Origin of the sequence: Sphingomonas longa (assembly GCF_016892685.1) — a bacterium.
GTDB classification, from domain to species: Bacteria; Pseudomonadota; Alphaproteobacteria; order Sphingomonadales; family Sphingomonadaceae; genus Sphingomonas; species Sphingomonas longa.
In genome coordinates this window covers 1,021,307-1,041,320 of record NZ_JAFEMC010000001.1, presented here as the reverse complement: position 1 = coordinate 1,041,320, position 20,014 = coordinate 1,021,307, and the positions used below count along the sequence as shown (strand labels likewise).

Annotated in this window: 32 protein-coding genes and 1 tRNA gene; 26 read left to right on the top strand and 7 right to left on the bottom strand. The window is 63.8% G+C overall.

Annotated features, from left to right (window positions below; translation table 11 throughout):
• Positions 1 to 13: 13 nt before the first annotated feature.
• The 5 genes from ILT43_RS05095 to ILT43_RS05075 form a co-directional block, all read right to left on the bottom strand.
• Positions 14 to 919, bottom strand: coding sequence for a DUF5677 domain-containing protein (locus ILT43_RS05095; protein WP_204195596.1), 906 nt, complete (start codon positions 917 to 919; stop codon positions 14 to 16).
• A 366-nt stretch (positions 920 to 1,285) separates the two neighbouring features.
• Complete coding sequence (nusG, locus tag ILT43_RS05090) at positions 1,286 to 1,822, bottom strand: transcription termination/antitermination protein NusG (RefSeq protein WP_055845572.1); 537 nt, start codon at positions 1,820 to 1,822, stop codon at positions 1,286 to 1,288.
• Positions 1,823 to 1,830: 8 nt separating this feature from the next.
• Positions 1,831 to 2,028 carry a preprotein translocase subunit SecE gene (gene secE / locus ILT43_RS05085; RefSeq protein ID WP_055846117.1) on the bottom strand — a complete coding sequence of 66 codons (198 nt, stop codon included), beginning with the start codon at positions 2,026 to 2,028 and terminating at the stop codon, positions 1,831 to 1,833.
• Positions 2,029 to 2,291: 263 nt separating this feature from the next.
• Positions 2,292 to 2,804 carry an FxDxF family PEP-CTERM protein gene (locus ILT43_RS05080; RefSeq protein ID WP_204195590.1) on the bottom strand — a complete coding sequence of 171 codons (513 nt, stop codon included), beginning with the start codon at positions 2,802 to 2,804 and terminating at the stop codon, positions 2,292 to 2,294.
• A 144-nt stretch (positions 2,805 to 2,948) separates the two neighbouring features.
• Entirely contained in the window at positions 2,949 to 3,458 is a 510-nt protein-coding gene (locus ILT43_RS05075; protein ID WP_204195589.1) for an NIPSNAP family protein, read from the bottom strand.
• Positions 3,459 to 3,689: 231 nt separating this feature from the next.
• Between ILT43_RS05075 and ILT43_RS05070 the strand changes: the two genes are divergently transcribed.
• Both ILT43_RS05070 and ILT43_RS05065 read left to right on the top strand, forming a co-directional pair.
• Entirely contained in the window at positions 3,690 to 3,926 is a 237-nt protein-coding gene (locus tag ILT43_RS05070) for a hypothetical protein (RefSeq protein WP_204195588.1), read from the top strand.
• A gap of 121 nt (positions 3,927 to 4,047) precedes the next feature.
• The gene (locus tag ILT43_RS05065) at positions 4,048 to 4,278 is read left to right on the top strand and encodes a hypothetical protein (protein WP_204195587.1); all 231 of its coding nucleotides are present in this window, start codon (positions 4,048 to 4,050) and stop codon (positions 4,276 to 4,278) included.
• A 64-nt stretch (positions 4,279 to 4,342) separates the two neighbouring features.
• Here ILT43_RS05065 and ILT43_RS05060 read toward each other — a convergent pair.
• Positions 4,343 to 4,419 (bottom strand) — tRNA-Trp (locus ILT43_RS05060).
• Entirely contained in the window at positions 4,418 to 5,593 is a 1,176-nt protein-coding gene (locus ILT43_RS05055) for a glycosyltransferase 87 family protein (RefSeq protein WP_204195586.1), read from the bottom strand. The genes ILT43_RS05060 and ILT43_RS05055 overlap by 2 nt, the downstream gene beginning before the upstream one ends.
• 255 nt (positions 5,594 to 5,848) lie before the next feature.
• On the opposite strand from ILT43_RS05055, the gene rpsL reads away from it, so the two are divergent.
• The 24 genes from rpsL to rpmD all read left to right on the top strand — a co-directional run bounded on the left by rpsL (position 5,849) and on the right by rpmD (position 20,001).
• On the top strand, positions 5,849 to 6,220 hold the full coding sequence (gene rpsL / locus ILT43_RS05050; RefSeq protein ID WP_019516007.1) for a 30S ribosomal protein S12: 372 nt from the start codon (positions 5,849 to 5,851) through the stop codon (positions 6,218 to 6,220).
• 60 nt (positions 6,221 to 6,280) lie between these two features.
• The gene (gene rpsG, locus ILT43_RS05045) at positions 6,281 to 6,751 is read left to right on the top strand and encodes a 30S ribosomal protein S7 (RefSeq protein WP_204195585.1); all 471 of its coding nucleotides are present in this window, start codon (positions 6,281 to 6,283) and stop codon (positions 6,749 to 6,751) included.
• A gap of 97 nt (positions 6,752 to 6,848) precedes the next feature.
• Positions 6,849 to 8,945, top strand: coding sequence for an elongation factor G (fusA, locus tag ILT43_RS05040; protein WP_204195584.1), 2,097 nt, complete (start codon positions 6,849 to 6,851; stop codon positions 8,943 to 8,945).
• A gap of 128 nt (positions 8,946 to 9,073) precedes the next feature.
• The gene (gene tuf, locus ILT43_RS05035; RefSeq protein WP_055845552.1) at positions 9,074 to 10,267 is read left to right on the top strand and encodes an elongation factor Tu; all 1,194 of its coding nucleotides are present in this window, start codon (positions 9,074 to 9,076) and stop codon (positions 10,265 to 10,267) included.
• A 214-nt stretch (positions 10,268 to 10,481) separates the two neighbouring features.
• Entirely contained in the window at positions 10,482 to 10,790 is a 309-nt protein-coding gene (gene rpsJ, locus ILT43_RS05030; protein WP_007406109.1) for a 30S ribosomal protein S10, read from the top strand.
• A 257-nt stretch (positions 10,791 to 11,047) separates the two neighbouring features.
• Positions 11,048 to 11,782 (top strand): 50S ribosomal protein L3, encoded by a 735-nt coding sequence (gene rplC, locus ILT43_RS05025; RefSeq protein WP_204195583.1) that lies wholly within the window; start codon positions 11,048 to 11,050, stop codon positions 11,780 to 11,782.
• 3 nt (positions 11,783 to 11,785) lie between these two features.
• The gene (rplD, locus tag ILT43_RS05020) at positions 11,786 to 12,412 is read left to right on the top strand and encodes a 50S ribosomal protein L4 (protein WP_204195582.1); all 627 of its coding nucleotides are present in this window, start codon (positions 11,786 to 11,788) and stop codon (positions 12,410 to 12,412) included.
• The gene (locus ILT43_RS05015) at positions 12,405 to 12,719 is read left to right on the top strand and encodes a 50S ribosomal protein L23 (protein WP_204195581.1); all 315 of its coding nucleotides are present in this window, start codon (positions 12,405 to 12,407) and stop codon (positions 12,717 to 12,719) included. The genes rplD and ILT43_RS05015 overlap by 8 nt, the downstream gene beginning before the upstream one ends.
• Positions 12,720 to 12,725: 6 nt before the next feature.
• Positions 12,726 to 13,565: a 50S ribosomal protein L2 gene (gene rplB, locus ILT43_RS05010; RefSeq protein WP_055845538.1), complete on the top strand. Its 840-nt coding sequence runs from the start codon at positions 12,726 to 12,728 to the stop codon at positions 13,563 to 13,565.
• A 3-nt stretch (positions 13,566 to 13,568) separates the two neighbouring features.
• Positions 13,569 to 13,844: a 30S ribosomal protein S19 gene (rpsS, locus tag ILT43_RS05005; protein WP_204195580.1), complete on the top strand. Its 276-nt coding sequence runs from the start codon at positions 13,569 to 13,571 to the stop codon at positions 13,842 to 13,844.
• Positions 13,844 to 14,221, top strand: coding sequence for a 50S ribosomal protein L22 (gene rplV / locus ILT43_RS05000; protein ID WP_055845534.1), 378 nt, complete (start codon positions 13,844 to 13,846; stop codon positions 14,219 to 14,221). The genes rpsS and rplV overlap by 1 nt, the downstream gene beginning before the upstream one ends.
• Positions 14,221 to 14,928, top strand: coding sequence for a 30S ribosomal protein S3 (gene rpsC, locus ILT43_RS04995; RefSeq protein ID WP_055845529.1), 708 nt, complete (start codon positions 14,221 to 14,223; stop codon positions 14,926 to 14,928). Before rplV ends, rpsC begins: the two co-directional genes overlap by 1 nt.
• 13 nt (positions 14,929 to 14,941) lie before the next feature.
• Positions 14,942 to 15,376 (top strand): 50S ribosomal protein L16, encoded by a 435-nt coding sequence (gene rplP, locus ILT43_RS04990; RefSeq protein WP_055845527.1) that lies wholly within the window; start codon positions 14,942 to 14,944, stop codon positions 15,374 to 15,376.
• A gap of 2 nt (positions 15,377 to 15,378) precedes the next feature.
• On the top strand, positions 15,379 to 15,582 hold the full coding sequence (gene rpmC, locus ILT43_RS04985; RefSeq protein ID WP_055845523.1) for a 50S ribosomal protein L29: 204 nt from the start codon (positions 15,379 to 15,381) through the stop codon (positions 15,580 to 15,582).
• Between the two features lie 12 nt (positions 15,583 to 15,594).
• Positions 15,595 to 15,867 (top strand): 30S ribosomal protein S17, encoded by a 273-nt coding sequence (gene rpsQ, locus ILT43_RS04980; protein ID WP_055845520.1) that lies wholly within the window; start codon positions 15,595 to 15,597, stop codon positions 15,865 to 15,867.
• Positions 15,868 to 16,090: 223 nt separating this feature from the next.
• Positions 16,091 to 16,459 carry a 50S ribosomal protein L14 gene (gene rplN / locus ILT43_RS04975; RefSeq protein ID WP_017979484.1) on the top strand — a complete coding sequence of 123 codons (369 nt, stop codon included), beginning with the start codon at positions 16,091 to 16,093 and terminating at the stop codon, positions 16,457 to 16,459.
• Positions 16,459 to 16,776, top strand: coding sequence for a 50S ribosomal protein L24 (gene rplX / locus ILT43_RS04970; RefSeq protein ID WP_204195579.1), 318 nt, complete (start codon positions 16,459 to 16,461; stop codon positions 16,774 to 16,776). The genes rplN and rplX overlap by 1 nt, the downstream gene beginning before the upstream one ends.
• The gene (gene rplE, locus ILT43_RS04965) at positions 16,769 to 17,356 is read left to right on the top strand and encodes a 50S ribosomal protein L5 (RefSeq protein ID WP_211534359.1); all 588 of its coding nucleotides are present in this window, start codon (positions 16,769 to 16,771) and stop codon (positions 17,354 to 17,356) included. The genes rplX and rplE overlap by 8 nt, the downstream gene beginning before the upstream one ends.
• A 59-nt stretch (positions 17,357 to 17,415) precedes the next feature.
• Positions 17,416 to 17,721, top strand: coding sequence for a 30S ribosomal protein S14 (gene rpsN, locus ILT43_RS04960; protein ID WP_055845511.1), 306 nt, complete (start codon positions 17,416 to 17,418; stop codon positions 17,719 to 17,721).
• Between the two features lie 9 nt (positions 17,722 to 17,730).
• Positions 17,731 to 18,126, top strand: coding sequence for a 30S ribosomal protein S8 (gene rpsH, locus ILT43_RS04955; RefSeq protein WP_055845506.1), 396 nt, complete (start codon positions 17,731 to 17,733; stop codon positions 18,124 to 18,126).
• Positions 18,126 to 18,659, top strand: coding sequence for a 50S ribosomal protein L6 (gene rplF, locus ILT43_RS04950; protein ID WP_204195577.1), 534 nt, complete (start codon positions 18,126 to 18,128; stop codon positions 18,657 to 18,659). Before rpsH ends, rplF begins: the two co-directional genes overlap by 1 nt.
• A complete protein-coding gene (gene rplR / locus ILT43_RS04945; RefSeq protein ID WP_204195576.1) occupies positions 18,659 to 19,009 on the top strand; it encodes a 50S ribosomal protein L18 in 351 nt (116 codons plus the stop codon). Before rplF ends, rplR begins: the two co-directional genes overlap by 1 nt.
• 2 nt (positions 19,010 to 19,011) lie before the next feature.
• Positions 19,012 to 19,818: a 30S ribosomal protein S5 gene (gene rpsE / locus ILT43_RS04940; RefSeq protein ID WP_204195575.1), complete on the top strand. Its 807-nt coding sequence runs from the start codon at positions 19,012 to 19,014 to the stop codon at positions 19,816 to 19,818.
• Between the two features lie 6 nt (positions 19,819 to 19,824).
• Entirely contained in the window at positions 19,825 to 20,001 is a 177-nt protein-coding gene (gene rpmD, locus ILT43_RS04935) for a 50S ribosomal protein L30 (protein ID WP_204195574.1), read from the top strand.
• The last annotated feature ends 13 nt before the right edge of the window (positions 20,002 to 20,014 follow it).

Below are 20,014 nucleotides of genomic sequence, written 5' to 3'. Positions count from 1 at the left end.
TTCCTGCGTCTATCTATCGGGGGCGGGCAGCAAATTTGTCCCCATCATCCGGATCAGGATCGGTATCGTGCATGACGTCGAGAAGCTGGCCGAGGCGTTGTACCAATTCGGACTGTGATCTCAGGTGGTGGGGCAACGACCAGACTGCCGCTACCGTCTCGATTGCACCCGTCACGCAGAAGAATAAGCATGACAGGAGAGTGGCAAAGTGATCAGCCGACCACAGTTCGTCAAATTCCTCCCTCATCTTAGCAGGTTTAGCGCGGCTTCCCTGCCAAAAAAAGTTGACCCCATAATAGCTGCCGTGAAGAAGTTCGGATGCGGGACGATAAATACCGAACAGGGCTGATCCAAAGGCAATGGCAGCTTTATGATTAACCTTGAGGATGGCCGCGATACGTTCCTCGATCGACAACGAGGTCCAACTACGCTTTTCCCGCCCCTTCCGGTCGGTGAATTCATCTAGTGCTTCTTGGAGTCCAGGAAAATCCGCGACCGTTTGCTTAATGTCACGGGACGTGGAGATGCGAAGATCACCGATCGTTCCCTCTCTATTGAGGTCGCGCCAACGTTTCTGACGCATGTACCGGTCGGAACGGCGGGCCTCGTCGACACCCGTCACGCAAATAAACGCTTCATTAACTGCTGTCTCAACCGCAGATCTGCTGATGCCAAAGCAGTCCCGAATAGCCATACTGCGCGTCGTCGTTAAAGCCAGTACGCTGTGGATGGACACGCCAACCGCCTGCAGCATCAGCAATGGAATCCGCAGCTCAAGCCGTTCTTGATCAGGATCCAGCATTGACATGTCATGAATTACTGCATCGAGCGCGCGTGTCTGGGCAGCAAGGATCGCCCGGCCTTCCGCAAGGAAAAAGTCAAGTACCTGGGCGCGTTCTTGAGGAGGCGAGACTGACATGATCGGCGACTACACCGCTCGAACGCCAATGTCCCTAACCCTGAGATGACGGGTACGCGGAACCAGAGGATCACGCAACGAGGCTGCGTTCGACGAGTGTACCAAGGGCGCGAAGGTGACCATCTGCCGGTTGCCGCACGAATCCACTCGGTGAGAGAATGTCCGATTTCTACCAGTTACGGACGTCCGAACGTTTTCATCCCGCTACAGCGGTAATGTTGCCCGCAGCCGCCGCTGACCCGCCCTCATGAGCCCGGTCCAGCGGACTACCGTCCGAACCAACGAAAACCCACCCCGCACCCCCGCAAACGCAAAAAGCCGGCGCTCCCGCACCGGCTTCCCGCATCACCACCAAAAAACCGAAAACTACTTCGAGCGTTCGACCTGCTCGAAGTCCAGTTCCACCGGCGTGGCGCGACCGAAGATCGACACCGACACCTTGACCTTGGACTTGTCGAAATCGAGACCCTCGACAGTGCCGTTGAAGCTGGCGAAGGGGCCTTCCAGCACCTTGACCGCGTCGCCGATCTCGTAATCGACCTTGACCTTGGTCTTCGGGGCGGCGGCGGCCTCTTCCTTCGACTGGAGCATCCGCGCGGCCTCGGCCTCGCTGATCGCCTGCGGCTTGCCCATCGCGCCCAGGAAGCCGGTCACCTTCGGCGTGTTCTTGACCAGGTGGTAGACCTGATCGTTCATGTCGAGCTTCGCCAGCACGTAACCGGGCATGAACTTGCGCTCGACCGCGATCTTCTTGCCGCGACGGGCTTCGGTCACGGTTTCGGTCGGGACCTCGATCTGCTCGACCAGCCGGTCGAGACCCATCCGGGTCGCCTCCGCCATGATCGAATCGCGGACCTTGCCCTCGAAACCAGAATAGGCGTGGATGATATACCAGCGGGCCATGCCAGTCCTTACTGCGCGAGCTTGAGAAGCGCGGAAACCACCGCGTTGAAGAACGAATCCACCCCCAGGAAGAACAGCGCGAGGATCGTGGTCATGATGACGACCATCAGGCCGGTCATCCACGTTTCCTTCCACGTCGGCCACGTGATCTTCTTACGTTCGGCCTGGACCTGGTTGATGAATTCGATGGGGGTCGTCTTCGCCACGTCTGGTTTTCCTGTGTGTTCGTTCGTGATGAACGACCGATCGCGGGACATGAACCCGCCACCGCTTCCCCACCTGGAGGAACCGGCGCGCGCACATCCTCGCTGTCGGATGGGATGTGCAGATAACCGCGTGAGGCATCGAAGGCAAGGCCGGGCAACGCACCCGCCGTGGCGGCGAACGCGCAAAGGCCGCCGATCCGTGGATCGGCGGCCTTCCGTTCGCCCGCTGCCGGCCGTCCGACCGGGCGGACCCGGTAGGTCGGTCAGGCGAACCGCACGGTGGTCCGCACGGCGCGACGACGGCGCAGCGTGCCCCCGGCGATGCCGACGCCCGCGATCATCAACGCCCACGACGCCGGCTCCGGCACCGCGGTCGGCTCGAAGTTCAGCGTGCCGGCATAGGAGCCGCCTGCCGTGCCCCAGGTGCCGTTGACCGTGATGACGTGCTCGCCCGCGGTCAGGTCGGTCCACGACAGCGTCTGCAATTCCGTCCCGTCCGTCAGGATCACGTCGAACGCCTTGTCGTCGAGGAAGACCGAGGTCAGGTCGACGTCGAGGCCCGCGTTGAGCGCGATCGATCCGATCAGCCCGTTCGCCAGACCATCGGGAACGGTGAAGATGTACCGGTCGAAGATGGTCCCCGATCCCGTGCCGGTATTGCCGAAGTCGGTCGAACTTGTTCCCGGCCCCACCGTCAGGAAGAAGTCGGCGGCGAAGGCCGGCGTGGCCATCAGGCTGGTGGCTGCTACGGCAGCAAGCCAAGTCGTCGTTTTCATGGCAGTCCCCTGTAACCCTTTGATTAGGGCAACGGAAACCTACCCAGCGCCACCGGGCGCAACGTTAACCTGGTTTTACCGGTCGATGTCGCCGCGGCGAGCGATGCAGCATTTGAGGAAAGGCGGACCGATTGATCGGTCGCGTCATCGCGCCGGGGTTGGCAGGGTTGGAGTCGGCAGGGTCGGGGCGGGCAGGGTGAGGACCGGCGAATAGTCTGTCATCGTCATGAAGACGCTGTCGACCTTCGCCACCAGCTTGCCGTCCGCCTCCGACGCGGCCGCGACCGCGCGCCATTCCGGATCGCTGCCGAACGCCTTCCACGCGTCTTCGCGCGCTGCCCGAGTCGGATAGGCCAGGACATAGATGACGCGACCATCGGGATAATCCTTGGATGGCTGTTCGTTCCAGTAGGCGACATTGGTCATGCCGTGCCGTGCGAACAGCCCCAGCGTATGCTCGCGGAAACGGGTATTGAGCGCCGCGAGTTTGCCCGGTGCCGCGTAATAGGTCCGCAACTCGTAGATCGCGGTGCGCGGATCGAGCGTAGCACCCTGCGCGGGTGCCGATCTCGCGCCGGCGACCGATGGGGATGCGGCGATCGTGCCGAACGCGACGCAGGCGAAGGACAAACAGGCATAGGCGGTGGCGCGCATCGGTGGACTCCGTTGGACCCAAGCCGTGGTGGCACAGTCTGCCGCGTCCTCGCCAGTGCTTTGTTCGGTAGGGATATTCTGGCGGCGGGGCTGCGGACCGCGACGCCCGGGCCGGATACCGACAGGCATCCTGGTCCCGTTCTGGGACAGGTGAGGGGGCGTTCGCCCGTCGCGCCCGCCTGGAGCCCGGCCTACCAGAGGAAAGAACCGCAACGAATTGATATTGAACGAATGCCGAAGCTGGACTGGTGGGCGGGCGTGTGCCTGTGTCGAATGAACGCGGTGCGCGGGGCGGGCGATACCCTGCTGGCGCGCGGGCAGCTGTGCGAGATGCTGGCGCGGGCGAAGGAGATCGATCCCGCCGAACAGCCGCGACTCTTCATCGTCTATGAACTTAGTGACCGGCGGTTGAACTGGAGCCGCATGCAGGAACTGATCGCGCGCTCCGATTTCCCCATATTCATCTAAAGGCAGGTTAGGTTCGCCGGGTCTGCAAAAACGTAGGATAACGCGTCCGCAGATCGCGATTGCGCGGTCGTCCGTGCTGCGCCACCCCTGCCGTGACGGCACGGAATGGGGCGCTAAACCGTTGTACTGGAACGCTGATTTTGAAAGTGCCCGGTGGGCGGGAACCGACCTGATCTTCGATGCGGTGACGGAGATGGGAACGGTGCGCTGCCTAGTGCGGGCGCAACGACTGCGCGACACGGTCCAGCGTACCGGACCCGAAGTGCTCTCGTCGAACCTGCCCCTGTTGCGCAGCGAACTCGCTCACCGGTTCACGACGTCGCGGCCGGGCGACACCGTCACCCTCGACTGACACCGTCCGGTTCATGCTCATCGCGGTGGCCGTCATGGCTGTCCGGGAACGACCGTCCGGACAATGGCAGGGGAGCTCGGACTCGAACCGAGGGCCTTCGGTTTTGGAGACCGACGCTCTAACCAACTGAGCTACACCCCTACACCCCAACCCATCTCCCCACCCTCTGAAAAGGCAAGGATTCGGATGCGAGTGAGCGGACTATTTGCCGCGTCGCTTCCAACATTGCAAGAGCGCCGAGCATCGCAAGCTGCTCGGTGCCGTTGCCATAGGCCATGATCCCGAGGAAGGACCCCGCCTGCACCAGTGCTGCGGTCCAGCGATCACGGCTCGATCCGACGACGGCCCACACGAAGATCAGCACGTCGGACACGTAGAAGAAGCGTTCGTGCATGTGCGGCAGCAGGCCCACCGTCAGCATCGGGGCGAGCGCAGCAGCGGCGAGCAACCGTCGTCCCTCGATCGGGCGTCGGACTACCCATGAGACATACGCGACCGAAACCACGATCGCAGCGATGTTGGCGATGCGCGCTGCGACGACGACGTCCAGTCCAGGCATGGCCTGGAGGATCGCCCAGATATTCGGCGCGTTACGCGATAATTCGGGGTAGAAGGTCGTCCGCCGAAAATACACCATTGCCAGATCGCCGACCGGCCAGCCTGCGAGCGCTGCCGGCAGGTTGGCCAGCGCGAGAGCGGCCGGAGCGAGCGGCCACCAGTGCAGCGGCATCCGCCGCTGGATGGCGACTGCCAGAAAAAACGGTGCGATCAGGATAGCCTGCAGCTTCACGGCGACGGCCAGCCCGCACCACAGGAACATCGACCGGTGCCGATGCTGCCACGCGGCAGCGACTGCCATGACTGTCGGCGCGGCGTAGAGCGCATCGCATTGCGCCATCAGCGCAGTATTCATCAGCACGCCGGGCAGGAGCAGTGCATAGAGCGCGTGCCGTTCGGGATGAGGGGCGTTCATGGCGCGCAACAGCCGCCAGACCGCCCCGGCCATCAACAACGTGCCGCTCAGCGACACCAACTTCACGATCGTGTCGGACGGTACGATCCCGACCAGCGGCGAGGCCAGCGTCAGCAGGTAAAGATAGGGCGGCGCGTAATCTCCAAAAGGTGCCGAAAAGGCGCGGGCAGGACCCAGCCTGGCGATATGTTCCAGCCAAGGAGTGAAGCTTCCCTCGACATCGCTGGTCATGATCGGCCACAGCAGCAGGTACAGCGCCATGCCGACCGCCGCGACCGGCAGGTGGCGCGCGAACGCCGTCGTCGGAGTGGGCGTGTCGGGGGCGAGGATAGGCGTGCTCATGCGCCCGGCTCTGCGCCGATGTGGTTAACGCTTCGTCACTGGCGAGGGCACCGCCGCGGGAAGAGAGTCCCGTTGACCGCTGAGGGGCACCCGCGTATAGGCACGACCGCGTCCGTTGGATCATCCCGCGGAGGCTTGAACATTGCTGGATGCGGATCGCGGGCCGGGTGGTGCAATCCACCTATGCCCCTTTTTGTATTCTTAGGTGCTGTGACGGCTCCAGCAAAGTAACCCAGTCAAGAGGTGAAGGCTTCAATGCCCACGATCAACCAGCTGGTCCGCAAGGGCCGCGACCCGCAGAAGGCCAAGTCGAAGGTCCCTGCGATGGAGCAGAACCCGCAGAAGCGCGGCGTCTGCACCCGCGTCTACACGACGACCCCGAAGAAGCCGAACTCGGCTCTGCGCAAGGTGGCGAAGGTTCGCCTGACCAACCAGCGCGAAGTCATCAGCTACATCCCAGGCGAAGGCCACAATCTTCAGGAGCACTCGGTGGTCCTGATCCGCGGCGGCCGCGTTCGCGATCTCCCCGGCGTTCGCTACCACGTCCTGCGCGGCGTGCTCGATACGCAGGGCGTCAAGGATCGTCGCCAGTCCCGCTCCAAGTACGGCGCCAAGCGTCCGAAGTAAGCCGGTTGGCCTCCTCCGCGGGGGCTCGACCATCAGGCTGAAGTTAGAAAGGTTTTTGAAATGGCACGTCGTCGTCGCCCAGAGAAGCGCATCATCCTGCCGGATCCCAAGTACGGTGATGAGGTTCTCTCCAAGTTCATGAACTCCGTCATGTATGACGGCAAGAAGTCCGTCGCCGAGCTGATCGTGTACGGCGCGATGGAGACGGTCGAGCAGCGCGCCAAGCGCGAACCGCTCGGTGTGTTCCATGACGCACTGAACAACATCAAGCCGGGCATCGAGGTGCGTTCGCGCCGTGTTGGTGGCGCGACCTATCAGGTCCCCGTCGAGGTTCGTCCGGAGCGTGCTCAGGCGTTGGCGATTCGTTGGCTGATCACCGCTGCCCGGGCGCGCAGCGAGAACACGATGGCGGCACGGCTGTCGGGCGAGCTTCTCGACGCGTCGAACAACCGCGGCAACGCGGTCAAGAAGCGCGAAGACACGCATCGCATGGCCGAAGCCAACCGCGCCTTCTCGCACTACCGCTGGTAAGGCGGCGCTGGTAGGCTTGGAAGCCTCAGACCTGTAACCTATATCGTGGGGAGCCGGCGGAAGCTGCGCTCCCCACATCGCTAAGGAAACCACGATCATGGCCCGCAGCCATCCGCTCGATCGCTATCGCAACATCGGCATCATGGCGCACATCGACGCCGGTAAGACGACGACGACGGAGCGCATCCTCTACTACACCGGCAAGTCCTACAAGATCGGCGAAGTGCACGAAGGCACGGCGACGATGGACTGGATGGAGCAGGAGCAGGAGCGCGGGATCACGATCACGTCCGCCGCGACGACGTGCAAGTGGCGCGCCGAAGAGGGTAAGGGCGAAGAGCACCTCATCAACATCATCGACACGCCCGGCCACGTCGACTTCACGATCGAGGTCGAGCGTTCGTTGCGCGTGCTCGACGGCGCGGTCGCCTGCTTCGACGGCGTTGCCGGCGTCGAGCCGCAGTCGGAGACCGTGTGGCGCCAGGCCGACAAGTACGGCGTGCCGCGCATGTGCTTCGTCAACAAGCTGGATCGCACCGGCGCCGACTTCTACTTCTGCGTGAACTCGATCATCGAGCGCCTCGGTGCGCGCCCGGCGGTTCTGTACCTGCCGATCGGCATGGAGGGGGGCTTCAAGGGTCTGGTCGATCTCGTCGAGAACCGCGCGATCATCTGGCTCGAAGAGAGCCTGGGTGCGAAGTTCGAATATCAGGACATTCCAGCCGATATGGCCGAGAAGGCTGCGAAATATCGTAGCGACCTGATCGAGATGGCCGTCGAGCAGGACGACGACCTGATGGAGGCCTATCTCGAGGGCAACGAGCCGAGCACCGCGGACCTGAAGAAGCTGATTCGCAAGGGTACGCTCAGCATGGCGTTCGTGCCGGTCGTGTGCGGCTCGGCATTCAAGAACAAGGGCGTGCAGCCCCTGCTCGACGCCGTGGTCGACTATCTGCCTTCGCCGCTCGATGTCCCCGCCATTCAGGGTCTGAAGCTCGACGGCGTAACGCCCGACGAGCGTCCGTCGTCGGACAGCGAGCCGTTCTCGGCGCTGGCGTTCAAGATCATGAACGATCCCTTCGTCGGTACGCTGACCTTCGCGCGCATCTACTCGGGCAAGCTCGAGGCCGCGTCGCAGGTCACGAATTCGGTCAAGGACAAGAAGGAAAAGGTCGGTCGCATGCTGTTGATGCATGCGAACAGCCGTGAGGACATTCAGGAGGCTTTCGCGGGCGACATCGTCGCACTGGCGGGCCTGAAGGATACGACCACGGGCGACACGTTGTGCGCGATTGGCGATCCGATCATCCTGGAGCGGATGGAGTTTCCCGAGCCCGTCATCGAGCTGTCGGTGGAGCCCAAGACCAAGGCCGATCAGGAGAAGATGGGCGTCGCGCTCAATCGTCTCGCTCGCGAAGATCCGTCGTTTCGTGTGTCTTCTGACCCCGAATCGGGCCAGACGATCATCAAGGGCATGGGCGAGCTTCACCTTGAAATCCTGGTCGATCGCATGAAGCGTGAGTTCAAGGTCGAGGCGAACGTCGGCGCGCCGCAGGTGGCGTATCGCGAGTATCTCGCGAAGAAGGTCGACATCGACTACACCCACAAGAAGCAGTCGGGCGGCTCGGGTCAGTTTGGTCGTGTCAAGCTCACCGTCATTCCTGGCGAGCGTGGCACGGGCTTCCAGTTCTTCGATGAGGTCAAGGGCGGCAACATCCCGAAGGAGTACATCCCCTCCGTCGAGAAGGGCATGCGCGAGACGGCGGAGTCGGGTTCGCTGATCGGCTTCCCGATCATCGATTTCGAAGTTCACCTGTACGACGGTGCGTACCACGACGTCGACTCGTCGGCGCTGGCGTTTGAAATCTGCGCCCGCGGTGCGATGCGCGAAGCGGCACAGAAGGCCGGCATCAAGCTGCTCGAGCCGATCATGAAGGTCGAGGTCGTGACCCCGGAAGATTATCTGGGCGACGTCATCGGTGACATGAACAGCCGTCGTGGCCAGATCCAAGGCACCGACAGCCGCGGTAATGCGCAGACTGTTGAGGCCATGGTTCCGCTGGCCAACATGTTCGGCTACGTCAATCAGCTGCGTTCGTTCACCCAGGGTCGTGCGCAGTACTCGATGCAGTTCTCGCACTATGACGAAGTTCCGACCAACGTCGCCGACGAGATCAAGGCGAAGCTGGCCTAATCGTCGATCGGGCGCGGAGCGGGGTCCCGTTCCGCGCCGGGCTGGCGCAACCCGAAAACAGTCGCTATGGGGCCGCGTTCGCGGTGCACCGGATGCGGCAGCGGATTCGAATCAGAAGGTAGGAAGAAATGGCAAAGGCGAAATTCGAGCGGAACAAGCCGCACCTTAACATCGGCACCATCGGTCACGTCGACCATGGCAAGACGTCGCTGACGGCCGCAATCACTAAGGTGCTGGCAGAGACGACCGGCGGTACTGCCGTCGACTTCGCCAACATCGACAAGGCTCCGGAAGAGCGTGAGCGCGGCATCACGATCTCGACCGCGCACGTCGAGTACGAGACGACGAACCGCCACTACGCGCACGTCGATTGCCCCGGCCACGCCGACTATGTGAAGAACATGATCACCGGCGCGGCCCAGATGGACGGCGCGATTCTGGTCGTGTCGGCTACCGATGGCCCGATGCCGCAGACCCGCGAGCACATCCTGCTCGCTCGTCAGGTCGGCGTTCCGGCGATGGTCGTGTTCATGAACAAGGTGGATCTGGTCGACGACGAGGAAATCCTAGAGCTGGTCGAGCTGGAAATCCGCGAGCTGCTGAGCTCGTACGAGTTCCCTGGCGACGACATTCCCATCATCAAGGGCTCGGCGACCTGCGCGCTGTCCGGTTCGAACGACAAGTTCGGCAAGGACGCCGTCCTCGAACTGATGGCCGCCGTCGACGACTACATCCCGCAGCCGGAGCGTCCGCTCGACAAGCCGTTCATGATGCCGATCGAGGACGTGTTCTCGATCTCGGGTCGCGGTACGGTCGTCACGGGCCGCGTCGAGACGGGCATCGTCAAGGTCGGTGAGGAAGTCGAGATCGTCGGCATCCACCCGGAGGTCCGCAAGACCACCGTCACCGGCGTCGAAATGTTCCGCAAGCTGCTCGACCAGGGTCAGGCCGGCGATAACGTCGGTGCGCTGATCCGCGGCGTCGCTCGTGACGAAGTCGAGCGTGGCCAGGTTCTCTGCAAGCCTGGCTCGATCAAGCCGCACACCGACTTCTCGTCGGAGGTGTACGTGCTGTCGAAGGAAGAGGGTGGCCGTCACACGCCGTTCTTCGCCAACTATCGTCCGCAGTTCTACTTCCGTACGACGGACGTGACCGGCACCGTCGAACTGCCCGAGGGCACCGAGATGGTCATGCCCGGCGACAACGTCTCGCTCGGCATCAAGCTGATCGCGCCGATCGCCATGGATATCGGCCAGCGTTTCACCATCCGTGAGGGTGGACGCACGGTCGGCGCCGGGGTTGTCAGCGCCATCACCAAGTAATATAGGCTAGCGCCTTGCAAGCGGCCGGCCCCGGGCAACCGGGGTCGGCCGTTCGCTTTTAGTAGAGGCTCCGTTCGCGGGGCATGGCGGGTTCCACCGCCGGCTCGACATATTCGACGTATCAACCAGCAAGAGGCGGCCATGCGGCTGTCGTCCGGCGTTCGGCCGGTCACGATCGCATGAGACGCCCCGCTCTTTCGCATCGGTAGGGATCATGGACAGCAACATCCGCATTCGTCTGAAGGCGTTCGACCATCGCGTGCTCGATCAGGCGACCGGCGACATCGCCGACACGGCCCGCCGCACCGGCGCGCTTATCCGCGGTCCGATTCCGCTTCCGACGCGCATCGAAAAGTTCACGGTCAACCGTGGCCCGCACATCGACAAGAAGTCGCGTGAGCAGTTCGAGGTCCGCACCTACAAGCGGATGCTCGACATCGTGCAGCCGACGCCGCAAACTGTCGACGCTTTGATGAAGCTTGACCTCGCAGCAGGCGTTGACGTCGAGATCAAGCTCGCCTAAGCGCGTGCATCTTCGCTGCGGTAGACGAATCGTCCCGCAGCGGTGATGTGTGAGATACCGCCGGCGGCCTCGGTTGCCGGGACAGCGTCTCCCGTCCGTTTCTACAGCCTCCCGTTCGGGAAAGCGCAGGAACACCAGCCCGGGACGGGGGCTCGCTTCGTATTTCCGGGTTAGGAATTCCGTCGAGGGTTTTCTTCGACGGGTCCGGCACGCACCGAAGGAATGGTCCTCCGGTGCCTCTGTGAGGAGTATGGATCATGCGTACCGGCGTGATCGCGAAGAAGTTGGGGATGACCCGCCTGTTTCAGGACGACGGCCGCCACGTGCCCGTCACCGTCTTGCAGCTCGAAGGGCTTCAGGTCGTTTCCCGTCGCGAAACCGATACCGATGGCTACACCGCCGTTCAGCTTGGTGCTGGCGTTGCGAAAGCCAAGAACGTCGCCAAGCCGCAGCGCGGCCACTTCGGCAAGGCCGAGGTCGAGCCAAAGGCGATTCTCGCCGAGTTCCGTGTGACCGAGGACAATCTCCTCGATGTCGGTGCCGAGCTTGCGGCGGATCACTTCGTGGCAGGCCAGCTCGTCGACATTCAGGGTCGCACCCAGGGTAAGGGCTTCGCCGGCGGCATGAAGCGCTGGAACTTCGGTGGTCTGCGCGCGACGCACGGTGTCTCGGTTTCGCACCGCTCGCTCGGTTCGACCGGTCAGCGTCAGGATCCGGGTCGCGTCTTCAAGAACAAGAAGATGGCCGGCCACATGGGTGATAAGTATCGCACCCAGCAGAACCTCGAGATCGTCTCGACCGACGTCGAGCGTGGCCTGATCTTCGTGAAGGGCTCCGTGCCTGGATCAAAGGGTGGTTGGCTGTTCGTGAAGGACGCGGTGAAGACCGCTCGCCACGCCGATGCGCCGATGCCCGCCGGTCTGAAGACCGCCGCCAACAACAACGCTGACGCCGCACCCGCGCCGGAAGCATCCACCGGCCAGGAGGGCTAAGAAGTGAAGGTCACCGTCAAGTCCTTCGCCGGTACCGACGGTCAGGACATCGAGCTCAACGACGAGGTCTTCGGCCTCGATCCGCGCGCCGACATCCTGCACCGTGTCGTCACCTGGCAGTTGGAAAAGCGTCGCGGCACCGCCCGCGGCACTCGCGAGCGCGCCGATGTCGCGCGCACCGGCAAGAAGTTCGGCCGTCAGAAGGGTGGCGGTACGGCACGTCACGGCGATCGCCGCGCTCCCGTCTTCATCGGCGGTGGTAAGGCTCACGGCGCCCGCGTTCGCGACTTCAATCCCGGCCTGAACAAGAAGGTGCGGATGCTGGGTCTGAAGATGGCGCTGTCGAGCCATGCCAAGGCCGGCTCGCTGTTCGTCATGGACAGCCTCTCGGTCGAGGGTAACAAGACCAAGACGCTGAAGGGCGATCTCGCGAAGCTCGGTTGGGGCAAGCGCGCGCTGGTCATCGACGGCGACGCCGTCGAGACGAGCTTCGCACTCGCCGCCGGCAACCTTCACGAAGTGGACGTGCTGCCGGCAGCCGGCGCCAACGTCTACGACATCATCAAGGCAGACACGCTGGTGCTCACGCGCGCCGCGGTCGAGAAGCTGGAGGCGCGCTTCAATGGCTAAGCCGCAGAAAGCCGCGATCGACAACCGTCACTATGACGTGATCGTCGCGCCGCACATCACCGAGAAGACGACCCTGCTCAGCGAGCACAATGCGGTCGTGTTCAAGGTCGCTCACGATGCGAGCAAGCCCGAGATCAAGGCGGCCGTCGAGGCGCTGTTCAACGTCAAGGTGCTTGGCGTGAACACGATCGTCCAGAAGGGCAAGACCAAGAAGTGGAAGGGCGTGCCCTACACGAAGTCCGACGTGAAGAAGGCGATCGTCACGCTCGCCGACGGTCAGTCGATCGACGTGACGACGGGGGTCTAAGGGATCATGGCACTCAAGCAGTACAACCCGACGAGTCCGGCCCGCCGCGGCCTGATTCTCGTCGACAAGTCGCAGCTCTGGAAGGGCAAGCCGGTCAAGGCGCTCGTCGAGGGCAAGAACAAGACCGGTGGCCGCAACAACAAGGGCCACGTCACCAGCCGCGGCATCGCGGGTGGTCACAAGCAGAAGTACCGCTACATCGACTTCAAGCGTCGCAAGTGGGACGCTGAGGGTACGGTCGAGCGGCTGGAGTACGATCCCAACCGCACGGCGTTCATCGCGCTCGTCAGCTACGCCGATGGCGAGCAGGCCTATATCATCGCACCCCAGCGTCTGGCGGTCGGTGACAAGGTGCTCGCGGCGAAGAAGACCGACGTGAAGCCGGGCAACGCCATGGAGCTGGGTCAGGTCCCGGTCGGCACCATCGTCCACAACGTGGAGATGAAGCCGATGAAGGGTGGCCAGATCGCCCGTTCGGCCGGCACGTACGTGCAGGTCGTGGGTCGCGATCGCGGGATGGTGATCGTCCGCCTGAACTCGGGCGAGCAGCGTTACATCCACGGCGAGTGCATGGCGACGGTCGGTGCGGTGTCGAACCCGGACAACCAGAACCAGAACCTCGGCAAGGCCGGGCGTTCGCGCTGGATGGGCAAGCGTCCGCTGACCCGCGGCGTCGCCAAGAACCCGGTCGACCATCCGCACGGCGGTGGTGAAGGCCGGACCTCGGGTGGCCGTCATCCGGTTACCCCGTGGGGCAAGCCGACGAAGGGTGCGCGCACCCGTCACAACAAGTCGACCGACAAGATGATCATCCGGTCGCGTCATTCGACGAAGAGGAAGGGCTAACTCATGGCTCGTTCAGTCTGGAAGGGCCCGTTCGTCGAACTGAGCCTTCTGAAGAAAGCGGAAACCGCGCAGGATGCCGGTGGCCGTGCACCGATCAAGACCTGGTCGCGTCGTTCCACCATCCTGCCGTCGTTCGTCGGTTTGACGTTCAGCGTCTACAATGGTCGCAAGTTCGTGCCGGTATCGGTCAACGAGGACATGGTCGGCATGAAGCTGGGTGAGTTTGCGCCGACGCGCTACTTCCCGGGTCACGCGGCCGACAAGAAGGGCAAGCGCTGATGAGCAAGCCAGTCTCCCCCCGCAAGGTCGGCGAGAAGGAAGCCCTCTCCGTCGGCACGCAGATTCGCGGCTCGGCGCAGAAGCTGAACCTGGTCGCCGGTCTGATCCGAGGCCGCAAGGCGTCGGACGCGATGAACATCCTGGCCTTTTCCACGAAGGGCATGGCGGTCGACGCGCGCAAGGTTCTGGCTTCGGCCATCGCCAATGCGGAGAACAACCACAACCTCGACGTCGACGCGCTCGTCGTCGCCGAGGCGTCGGTCGGCAAGTCGATCACCATGAAGCGCTTCGCGACCCGCGGCCGTGGCAAGTCCACCCGCATCCTGAAGCCGTTCAGCCGTCTGCGCATCGTCGTGCGCGAGCAGGAAGAAGCGTAATGGGTCACAAGAGCAATCCGATCGGGATGCGGTTGCAGATCAACCGCACCTGGGACAGCCGCTGGTTCGCCGAAGGCGCGGACTATGGCCGTCTGCTGCTGGAGGATCTGAAGATCCGCCAGTACATCATGAAGACGCTGCCGCAGGCGGCGATCTCCAAGGTGGTGATCGAGCGTCCGGCCAAGCTGTGCCGCATCTCGATCTTCGCCGCCCGCCCCGGTGTCATCATCGGCAAGAAGGGCACGGATATCGAGAAGCTGCGCAAGACGATCGGGGCGATGACCTCGTCCGACGTCTCGCTCAACATCGTCGAGATCCGCAAGCCCGAGGTGGACGCCCGCCTCGTCGCGCAGGGCATCGCCGACCAGCTGGAGCGCCGTATCGCGTTTCGCCGGGCGATGAAGCGCGCGGTGCAGTCGGCGATGCGCCTGGGTGCCGATGGCATCCGCGTGTATTGCGGTGGCCGCCTTGGCGGTGCGGAAATCGCACGGTCCGAGAGCTACCGTGAGGGCCGCGTTCCGCTTCATACGCTGCGCGCGAACATCGATTACGCCGAAGCCACGGCGCACACGTCGTACGGCGTCTGCGGCGTCAAGGTGTGGGTGTTCAAGGGCGAGATCCTCGGCCACGACCCGATGGCGACCGACCGGCTCATGATGGAGGCTCAGACCTCCGGCGTGCGCCCGGCGCGCGACGACCGTCGTTAAGGACTGACACGACATGTTGCAGCCAAAGCGCACCAAATTCCGCAAGGCCTTCAAGGGCCGCATCCATGGCGACGCCAAGGGTGGCACCAGCCTCAACTTCGGCGCCTATGGCCTGAAGGCGATGGAGCCGGAGCGGATCACCGCACGCCAGATTGAGGCGGCTCGCCGCGCGATCACGCGGCACATCAAGCGCCAGGGGCGTTTGTGGATTCGCATCTTCCCGGACGTTCCGGTCTCGTCGAAGCCGGCCGAAGTCCGCATGGGCTCGGGCAAGGGATCGCCGGAGTTCTGGGCCGCCCGCGTCAAGCCGGGCCGGATCCTGTTCGAGCTCGACGGTGTCGAGGGCAAGATCGCCGCCGAGGCTTTCGAGCGCGCGGCCATGAAGCTCCCCATCAAGACCAAGGTCGTTGCCCGTCTGGGCGACACCTCGCACCTCGGAGGCGAGTAATCATGGCCAAGACCGATTTCACCGGCCAGTCCGACGACCAGCTCGGCGAGAGCCTCGGCCAGTTGAAGCGCGAGCAGTTCAACCTCCGCTTCCAGGCGGCGACGAACCAGCTCGAGAAGCCGAGCCGCGTCCGCGAGGTCCGTCGCGACATCGCGCGCATCAAGACCATGCAGGCCCAGCGCTCCGCCGCTGCGTCGGCCAAGTAAGGATTTAGGCACATGCCAAAGCGCGTGCTGACCGGCCTGATCGTCTCCGACAAGGGCGACAAGACCGTGGTTGTGAACGTCGAGCGCAAGGTCAAGCACCCGCTCTACGGCAAGATCATCCGTCGCTCCAAGAAGTACCACGCTCACGACGAGAGCAACGAGTACAAGCAGGGTGAGACGGTCCGGATCGAGGAGGTCGCTCCGATCTCCAAGCTGAAGACCTGGAAGGTGCTCGATCGCGTCAATACGCATGCGACTCCCGAGCGGGTCGACGTCGACGCCTGAACCCCGCGTCGCCCGGTAGATGCCGGGATCGCAAAAGGTTCGGATGTGATTCGAAGTCCCTGGTTCAGGCCAGGGCGACAGCGGGGAAGGGCGTTGCTTTTTCCCCGCGGGGCGGTTATCGGACCGCTCCCCCTGGTTCGGGCTGCGCCCGTGCCGGGGGTCATTGTTTTAGGCGGGTGCCGGTCAGCAATCGGCCCCAGATGAAGAGAAGGGATACGGATCCATGATCCAGATGCAGTCCAATCTCGACGTCGCTGACAACAGCGGCGCGAAGCGGGTGCAGTGCATCAAGGTGTTGGGTGGCTCGAAGCGCCGCACGGCATCGGTCGGCGACATCATCGTCGTCAGCATCAAGGAAGCACAGCCGCGCGGCAAGGTGAAGAAGGGTGACGTGCATCGCGCCGTCATCGTCCGCACCGCCAAGGACATCCACCGTGCCGATGGCTCGACCATCCGCTTCGACGGCAACGCCGCCGTCCTGGTCAACAAGAACGAGGAGCCGATCGGCACCCGTATCTTCGGCCCGGTCGTGCGCGAGTTGCGTGGCAAGAAGCACATGAAGATCATCTCGCTCGCGCCCGAGGTGCTGTAATGGGCGCCGCAAAGATCAAGAAGGGCGACCGCGTCGTCGTCCTGTCCGGCAAGGACAAGGGCAAGACCGGTACGGTCACCCTGTCGATGCCAAAGGATGGCAAGGTCGTGGTCGAGGGTGTCAACACCGTCGTGCGCCACACCAAGCCGACCCAAGCCGACCCGCAGGGCGGCAAGGTCACGAAGGAAGCGCCGCTTCACGTCAGCAAGGTCGCGCACGTGACCGCCGACGGCAAGCCGACTCGCGTCCGATTCGAGACGCAGGACGGCAAGAAGGTCCGCGTGGCCGTGAAGACGGGGGACAAGATCGATGGCTGATGCAGCTTATAAGCCCCGGATGAAGGGCATCTACGACGATCGTATCGTCGCGGCGATGACCGAGAAGTTCGGGTACAAGAACGCGCTCGAGATTCCACGGATCGAGAAGATCGTGCTGAACATGGGTGTCGGCGAAGCCACGCAGGACAAGAAGCGCGTCGATCAGGCCGCGTCCGAGATGGAACTGATCGCCGGCCAGAAGCCCGTCATCACCAAGGCAAAGAAGTCGATCGCTCAGTTCAAGCTGCGCGAAGGCATGCCGATCGGCGTGAAGGTCACCCTTCGCCGCGAGCGCATGTACGAGTTTCTCGACCGTTTCATCACGATCGCGCTGCCGCGCGTTCGCGATTTCCGCGGGCTGAACCCCAAGAGCTTCGACGGTCGCGGCAACTATGCCTGCGGCATCAAGGAGCAGATCATCTTCCCCGAGATCAACTATGACCGCATCGACAAGGTGCGCGGCATGGACGTGATCGTCACCACCACGGCGAAGACGGACGACGAGGCGCGCGAGCTGCTCCGTCTGTTCGGGTTCCCGTTCCCGATCGAGGAAGCCGCCGAAGAGAAGCAGGCGGCCTGACATCTACCCCCTCCCTCCGCTTCGGCGGGGGAGGGCATCCAAGGAAGAGCTTAAGTCCAATGGCGAAACTGAGTTCGATCAACAAGAACGAGCGTCGCAAGAAGCTCGTGAAGCAGTATGCCCCGAAGCTCGCGAAGCTGAAGGCTACGGCCAACGACCAGTCGCTCGACGAGACCGAGCGTCTCATCGCGCGCCTCAAGATGGCGGAACTGCCGCGCAACGCGAACCCGACCCGTATCCGCAATCGCTGCGAGACGACCGGTCGCCCGCGCGCCTATTACCGCAAGTTCCGGCTTTGCCGTATCCAGCTGCGCGATCTGGCCAACAAGGGCCTGATCCCCGGCGTCACGAAGTCGAGCTGGTAAGGATTTATCATGGCAGTGACCGATCCTCTGGGTGACCTGCTCACCCGCATCCGCAATGGCCAGCGCGCGAAGAAGGACTCCGTCCTGTCGCCCGCGTCCAAGCTGCGCGTGCGCGTCCTCGACGTGCTGCAGCGCGAAGGCTACATCCGCGGCTATTCCGAAGAGCAGATGGGCCCCGCCGCCGGCGTGCGCATCGAGCTCAAGTATTTCGAGGGTCAGCCCGCGATCAAGCACGTCGCGCGCGTTTCGAAGCCCGGTCGTCGCGTCTACTCGGGCAGCCAGGAGCTGCCGCGGGTGATGAACGGCCTGGGCATCACCATCGTCTCCACGCCGAACGGCGTCCTGTCCGACGCGGAAGCGCGCGAGCAGAACGTCGGCGGCGAAGTGCTCGCGGAGGTGTTCTGATGAGCCGCATCGGTAAGAAGGCGATTCCGGTTCCGGCCGGCGTGACTGCCAGCATCGACGGCAAGACGATGAGCGTAAAGGGCCCCAAGGGCACCCTGACGCTCGCGATGCGCGACGAGATCAGCTACTCGGTCGAAGACGGCAGCATCTCGGTGCAGCCGGCGAACGACACCAAGCAGGCGCGGGCCTTCTGGGGCATGCAGCGGACGCTGGTTGCGAACCTCGTCACCGGCGTGACCGAGGGCTTCACCAAGAAGCTGCTCATCACGGGCGTCGGCTATCGTGCCGCCGCGCAGGGCCGCAACCTGAAGCTGCAGCTCGGCTACAGCCACGACGTCGACATCGCCGTGCCGGAGGGTCTTGAGGTCAAGACGCCGGACAACACGACGGTCGAGATCTCGGGCGCCGACAAGCAGAAGGTCGGCCAGCTGGCCGCCGAAATCCGCCGCTGGCGCAAGCCCGAGCCGTACAAGGGCAAGGGCATCAAGTATGACGGCGAGTTCATCTTCCGCAAGGAAGGGAAGAAGAAGTAATGACCAAGGGTCTCTCTCTTTTCGAGAAGCGCCGTCGGCGCAACCGCACCGCGCTCCGTGCGCGTTCGGGCAGCCGTCCGCGGCTGTCGGTGCATCGTTCGGGCAAGCACATGTACGCCCAGGTGATCGACGATGCGGCGGGTCACACCGTCGCCGCGGCGTCGACGCTGACCGCGCGCGACGAGTCGGGTGCGAACATGTCGGCCGCCACGGCGGTGGGCAAGCGCGTCGCGGAGGCAGCGCTGGCGGCCGGCGTGACGCAGGTCGTCTTCGATCGCGGCGGGTTCCTCTATCACGGCCGCGTCAAGGCGCTGGCTGACGCCGCGCGCGAAGCCGGATTGGAGTTCTAAGAATGGCCGATACCAACGATATCCAGTCGCAGCCCGGCAATCCTGCCGCGGTCGAGGCTCCCGCCGGCGATGCCGGCGCTAACACCGGCGGCAACGCGGGTGGCGGTTATCAGGGCGGACAGGGCGGTGGCCGTGGACGCGGCGGTCCGGGCGGCGGTGGCGGCGGTGGTCGTGGTCGTGGCGGTCCGGGCGGACAGCGCGGTGGCCGTGACGGCGGTCGTGGCGGTCGCGACAATCGCGGTCGTGGTGGCCCCGGCCAGGACGACGGCGGCGAAGAGCTGATCGAGAAGCTGGTGCACATCAACCGCGTCTCGAAGACGGTGAAGGGCGGCAAGCGCTTTGGCTTCGCAGCGCTGGTTGTGGTCGGCGACGGCAAGGGTCGTGCGGGCTTCGGCCACGGCAAGGCTCGCGAAGTGCCGGAGGCGATCTCCAAGGCAACTGCGGCAGCCAAGAAGAAGATGGTTCGCGTGCCCCTGAAGGATGGCCGCACGCTGCATCATGACGGCAATGGTCACTTCGGTGCCGGTCGCGTGACGCTGCGTTCGGCGCCGCAGGGCACGGGCATCATCGCCGGTGGTCCGATGCGCGCCATCTTCGAATCGCTCGGCGTCGCCGACGTGGTCACGAAGTCGATCGGCACGTCGAACCCCTACAACATGATCCGTGCGACGTTCGAGGCGCTGGGCGACCAGACTTCGCCCAAGGCCGTCGCGCAGCGTCGTGGCAAGAAGATCGCCGACCTGCTCGGCCGCGGCGCGGGTGCTTCGGCGCAGACCGCCGAGGCTGATGCCGCGGCCATCACGGAGTAAGCTGAGATGGCGACGATCAAGATCAAGCAGACCGGTTCGCCGATCCGCCGCACCGGCGATCAGCGTGCGACGCTCATCGGCCTCGGCCTCAACAAGATGCACCGCGTGTCGGAGCTCGAGGATACCCCGGAGGTTCGCGGCATGATCCGCAAGGTGCAACACATGGTCGAAGTGCAGGGCTAAGCCCACTTCACCA